This is a genomic window from Ereboglobus sp. PH5-10 (assembly GCF_029504735.1).
Classification (GTDB): Bacteria; Verrucomicrobiota; Verrucomicrobiia; order Opitutales; family Opitutaceae; genus Ereboglobus.
Map to the genome: position 1 here is coordinate 1 of NZ_JAQFIP010000033.1, position 6,347 is coordinate 6,347.

General features: G+C 68.0%; 1 protein-coding gene. It reads left to right on the forward strand.

Features of this window, described 5'->3' with window-relative positions; translation table 11 throughout:
* A partial coding sequence (locus M2447_RS13510; protein ID WP_277559030.1) for an autotransporter-associated beta strand repeat-containing protein occupies positions 1-6,347 on the forward strand: 6,347 nt, incomplete at both ends.

Sequence of the window (6,347 nt, forward strand, 5' to 3'; positions counted from 1 at the left end):
CTCGACGCGAACAACCTCTCGCTCGCCAACAACGTCACACTCGCCAGCACCGGCGAAGTGGACACGCAGGCCTTCACCGGCACCCTCACCGGCGTGATCAGCGGCACGGGCAACATCGCCAAGGCCGGCTCGGGCGCGCTCACCCTCACCAACGCCGCCAACACCCACAGCGGCACCATGCTCGTGCAAGCGGGCACACTCGCGCTCGTCGCGAACAACGCCGCCGGCGCCTCGACGATCCATGTCGATTCGGCCGCCCGTGTTGACCTCGCCTACACCGGCAGCCTCGCGAACGCGGTGAGCGGCGCGGGCATTGCCGAAGTCAACGGCGACATCCTCGTCACCGGCGGCGCGGCGAACGACGGCTTCAGCGGCACCTGGGCCGTCAACGACACCATGCGCATCGCCGAATCGAACGCGCTCGGCGCCGCGAGCAACGTCGCGCTCCCCGGCCTGCTGCAAACCACCGGCACGGCAGACATCACCCTCAACAACGCCCTCGCCGGCACCGGCACGATACAGTTCAACGGCAGCGGCACGCACGCGTTCGGCTCCGGCGTCGGCACCGCCTTCACCGGCCTCGTGGACGCGCGCGAAGGCGTCCTCACCTGGGACGCAAACGCGAGCGCGCTCCTCGCCGGCACAACCCTCGCCGCAACCGGCGGCCGCGTTGACATCGCCGCGGGCGCGCAAACCGCGGGCACCCTCGTTGCCAACGGCGGCACCTTTGCCTTCACCGGCACGGCAAACGTCACCGACTTCGCCATCGCTGCGGACAGCGCGGTTCACTTCGACCAGGACAAGCTCACCGCCAAGACGCTCCTGCAACAAGACGAGGCCACGACGGAAACCCTCGTCGTTTCCGCCAACACCTGGACCGGAACCATCGACGACCTGCGCCTCGTGAACAACTCCGGCGCGACCCTCGGCGCCAGCTCGACCCTCGCGGTCAACAGCGGCACCGACGCGCTCGCCATCTACAGCAACACCCTCGCCACGAGCGACAACAAAACCCTGACGCTCGCCCACCAGCTCACCGAGCTCCGGCTCCAGGCCGGCAAAACCCTGGTCCTCGACAGCGACGACGGCACGGCAACCGGCTCGGAACTGCACGCTCTGGTCTCCGGCTCCGGCAGCCTCGACATCTCGGCGGGCGACATGATCACGCTCAGCTCGAGCGCGACCCACACCGGCACGACCACGACGACAAGCGGCACCTTCCGCCTGGACGCGGCGGACGCCATTTACACGAGCGCCCTGCTCGTGAACAACGCCGTGCTCGACACCGGCGCGAACGCGCAAAGCCTGCGCGCCCTGCAAGGCAGCGGCACGATCCACCTCAACAGCGCGCTCACCGTCGAAAGCGGCTCCTACGCAGGCGTGTTCGACGGCGCGGCAACCCTCGAAAAAACCACCGACGCCACGCTCACCCTCTCCGGCAGCAGCGCGCACAGCGGCACCACGCTCGTCACCGCGGGCATCCTGCGCGCAACCAACGCCGGCGCGCTCGGCAGCTCCACGCTCGCGATCAACGCCACCGGCACGGCCGGGCTCTCCGGCATCAACGGCGCGGTCTCGAACGCGCTCACCGGCTCCGGCGAGCTGCGCGTCGTTGACAACGCCGCCGTCAACTACACCGGCAACGCCTCCGCATGGGCGGGCGCGACACACATTGACTCGGGCCGCTTTTACGTGAACAGCGCGTTCGGCTCCGCGGCCTCGCGCCTGGACGTTTATTCCGGCGGCACGCTCAGCGGCACCGGCGCGATCACCGGCTACGTTCACATCAACGGCGGCGTCCTGGCCCCCGGCAACAGCCCCGGCCTGACCGCAATCACCGGCACACTCCAGCTCACCAGCGCCACCCTCGATTACGAACTCGGAGGCATCACAAACCCCGGCCACATCGACCAAGTCGCGGCGGGCAACAACGACCGCGCCGACGTGACCGGCGACGTGATTCTTGTTGGCACGAGCACGCTCAACATCACCTCCACGCTCAGCCCGCTCGCCAAGGGCGAATACGACCTGATCCACTATGCGGGATCGCTCACCGGCAACGCCTCAAACCTCGTGATGGGCGCGTTCAACGGCTCGCCCCCGTCCGCCGCCGACGCCGGCAAATACCTCATCAGCACCGCCGAGCCCGGCTACATCAAGTTCCTCTACGACTTCGGCTACTTCACCTACTGGGACGGCGGCGACTCCACCAAGTGGAACGACAGCAGCCTCGACGGCGGCAGCGGCACCTGGTTCGCGCCGAGCGGCAACGCCAGCTACACGGCATGGGCGAGCTCGACGAACGGGGCGCCCAACGGCGAGTGGCTCGACGCCGGCTTCGCGATCTTCCGCGGCGCGTCGGGCACGGTCACGGTGGACAACACCGTCGGATCGGGCACGATTGCCTTCTCCGGCGCGCAGTTCATCACCGACGGCTATCTCATCACCGGCGGCACGCTCACGACCGGCGGCACCGGCGCGGTGGTGCTCAACACAAACCCCTCGGTCAGCGCCACCATCGCCACGCAAATCACCGGCACGCACAACGTGGAAAAAGCCGGCGCGGGCACATTGACGCTCTCCGGCTCGAACACCCACACCGGCACGACCGGCGTCCTCGCCGGCACGCTCGTCATGGCAAACGAGCACGCCCTCGGCGCGAACACGGTGAACCTCGCCGCCAACGCCACGCTGCGCGTCGCCACCGGCAGCATGACCTGGAGTAACACCCTCACCGGCACGGGCCTCCTCGAAATCGACCTCGCGTCATCCACCGACGCCTTTGCCTTCGCCGCCAGCACCGGCACCGCCTTCAGCGGCACGGCGAACTTCAACAACAGCGCGTATCTGCTCAACAACGACACGCTGGCCAACGCCACCGCGAAACTCAACGCCGGCAACACGACCACTGTGGCCACCGGCACGCAGCACATCGGCAACCTCACAGCCAGCGGCGGCGCGCTCGGCTTCACCTATGCCACCGGCACGCAAGCCAACGGCATCATCCGCACCGGCGCGTTCGACGCGATCAGCGGCACGGTCACCGTTACGAACACCAACCCGTCCACCGGCACGACCGGCCTCTTCGCAAGCACGCTCCTGCAACAGGACGAGGGCCTCTCCGTGCGCCTCCTTAACGCGACGACCGTCAGCAGCACCAACCTGACCCTTGCCGGTGGCGCGACCACGACCGCCAACATCCGCGACGGCGCGGTCACCACCGCCACGGCCACCTACACGCAGGCGCTCAACTACACCGGCGGCCTCGCGGTCGATTACGCGCTCACGCAACTCGACCTCGTCGCAAACCAAACCACGACACTCTCCGGCGACGTCGCGACACCCGCCGGCGGCGCGGAACTGCACGCCCAAATCACCGGCGCGGGCAACCTCGCCATCAACGCCACCAACGCGATCACGCTCAACAACGCCGCCAACACCTACACCGGCACGACCTTCATCACCAGCGGCACGCTCATCAGCGGCACGAGCAACGCGCTTGGCAACACCGCCCACCTCGCCGTCACCAGCACCGCCGCCTACAACCTCAACGGCCACACCCAAAACATCGGCGGCGGCAACATCGCCGGGAACCTCGCCGGTTCGGGCAGCCTCGGCCTCGGCGGCATCGTGAGCATTACCAGCACCAACGCCGCCTTCGCCGCCAGCGTCGGCGTCACCGGCACGACCGCGATCGCCAACACGCAGGCGCTCGGCACCACCGGCACGATCAACACCACCGGGCAGCTCGTCCTCGACAACGCCACCGGCGCGCTCGCCAAGCAAGTTGCGGGCACCGGCACGGTCTCGCTCATCAACACCTCGAGCGTCGCGCTCACCGGCGCGAACACGCTCTCGGGCGAATGGAACATCGCGCAAAACACCGCGCTGCGCGCCAGCGGCACCGCGAACCTCGGCGCGGCCGACATCACCGCCAACGGTCTTATCACCATCGCGAACGCCGCCAACGAAACCCTCGGCAACAACCTCAGCGGCAGCGGCACCCTCGCCAAGGAAAACACCGGCAACCTGACAATCAGCCACACGAACGCCTTCGCCGGAGCGACGCAAATCGACAGCGGCACGCTCACTCTCGCCGACCTCGGCGGCGTCGGCGCAAGCACCGTCGCCAACAACGCCACGCTCGACCTCGCCGACACGGGCACCTTCGCCAACACGATCAGCGGCACCGGCGTGAACCTCGTCTCCGGCTCCGTGAGCCTGCGCGGAACCAACACCGCCTTCACCGGAACGTTGCACGTCACCGGCACCGCCGACATCACCGACAACGACCAAATCGGCGGTGCCACCGCGCAAGCCGTCATCGCATCCAATGCGAAACTGGCCACGACCGCGACCACCTTCATCCACGACCTGACCGGCGCGGGCCTGCTCGCCGTGGACACCGCGAACAAAACCTTCGACTTCGCGGCAAGCGCCGGCAACGCCTTCAGCGGCACCGTTTCCCTTGCGAACACCACGATGCGCCTCGGCCTCTCGAACACCAACGCCTGGGCGCTCGCCAACTCCACCCTGCAACTGCTCGGCGGCTCGACCCTCGCGACCAACTCCGAAACCCGCCGCCTCGGCGGCCTGGACCTGGGCGCGGGAAGCGTGACCGCGATCGACATGACCGCGATCATCCCGGCGCAAGTGCTGCAAACCGGCACGCTCGCCGTGGACAGCGGCGCGAAGATCGCCTTCAACGGCTACACCGGCACCACGCCGGTCATCTCCCCGGCCAACCCCGTCAACTTCCTCGACCAGGACGGCCTGACCGCGCACGCCACGCTGCTCATCGCCACCGACAACCTTCTCACAGACAATGTTCACGTTGCCCTCACGCAGGAAGACGGCGTCACGCCGATTACCTTTGGCCAGCAAATCGACTACGGCGCGGCCATCGCCACCTATAACTACACCGCGCTGACCGGCACCCAGGCGCAAGCCCACTCCGGAACAGTCAGCGGCACCGCCGGCCTCTACTACGACTACCTGCTTACAACCCTCGACATCAAAACCGGCACAACCCTCGTCCTCGACAGCACCGCCGCCACGGACAAGACGCTCTCGGCGCTCATCACCGGCTCGGGCAACCTCGAACTGGTCGCCGGCACCGGCCACATCATCCTGAGCCACAGCAACAGCTACACCGGCACGACCACGCTCACCTCGGGCACGACCATGCTCGACGCCACCGACGCGCTCGGCCAAACCGCGCACCTGACCGTCACCGGCTCCGCCGCGCTCGACCTGAAAAACAACTCGCAGACGATCGGCGGCGGCCAAATCGACGGAAACCTTTACGGCCTGGCGACGGGCAGCCTCGGGCTTGGCGGCACGGTGAACATCACCAGCACCAACGCCTCCTTCGCCGCCAGCGTCGGCGTCACCGGCACGACGACAATCAACAACACCCAGGCGCTCGGCAACACCGGCACGATCGACACCACCGGCCAGCTCGTCCTCGACAGCGCCACCGGCACGCTCGCCAAGCAAGTCGCGGGCACCGGCACGGTCTCGCTCATCGCCACCTCGAGCGTCGCGCTCACCGGCACCAACACGCTCTCGGGCGAATGGAACATCGCGCAAGACACCGCGCTGCGCGCCAGCGGCACCGCGAACCTCGGCCTGGCCGACATCCTCCTGGACGGCCTGCTGACCCTCGGCAACACCGCCGACGAAACCCTCGCCAACAACCTCGCCGGCACCGGCACCCTCGCCAAAGAAAACACCGGCAACCTGACCATCAGCCACTCCAACGCCTTCGCCGGTGCGACGCAAATCGCCGACGGCACGCTCACCCTCGCCGACCTCGACGGCATCGGCACAAGCACCGTCGCCAACAACGCCACCCTCGACCTCGCCGGCACGGGCACCTTCGCCAACACGATCTCGGGCACCGGCGTGAACCTCGTCTCCGGCAATGTGAGCCTGAGCGGCACCAACACCGCCTTCACCGGCACGCTCCGCGTCACCGGCACCGCCGACATCACCGACAACGACCAAATCGGCGCAAGCACGGCGCACGCCGTCATCGCCACCAATGCGAAATTGGCCACGACCGCGACCACCTTCATCCACGACCTGACCGGCGCGGGCCTGCTCGCCATCAACTCGGTGAGCGGCACCTTCGACTTCATGGCGACAACCGGCAGCGCCTTCGCCGGCACCGTGACGCTCGACGCCACCGCGCTCACGCTCAACACCAACCACAACACCGAGGCGCTCGCCAACGCCACGCTCCAGCTCAACACCGGCGGCATCCTCCACGCCAACGCCGAAACCCGCCGCATCCACGGCCTGACCCTCAACGGCGGCGCGCTCTGGCTGCCCATGAACGGCGT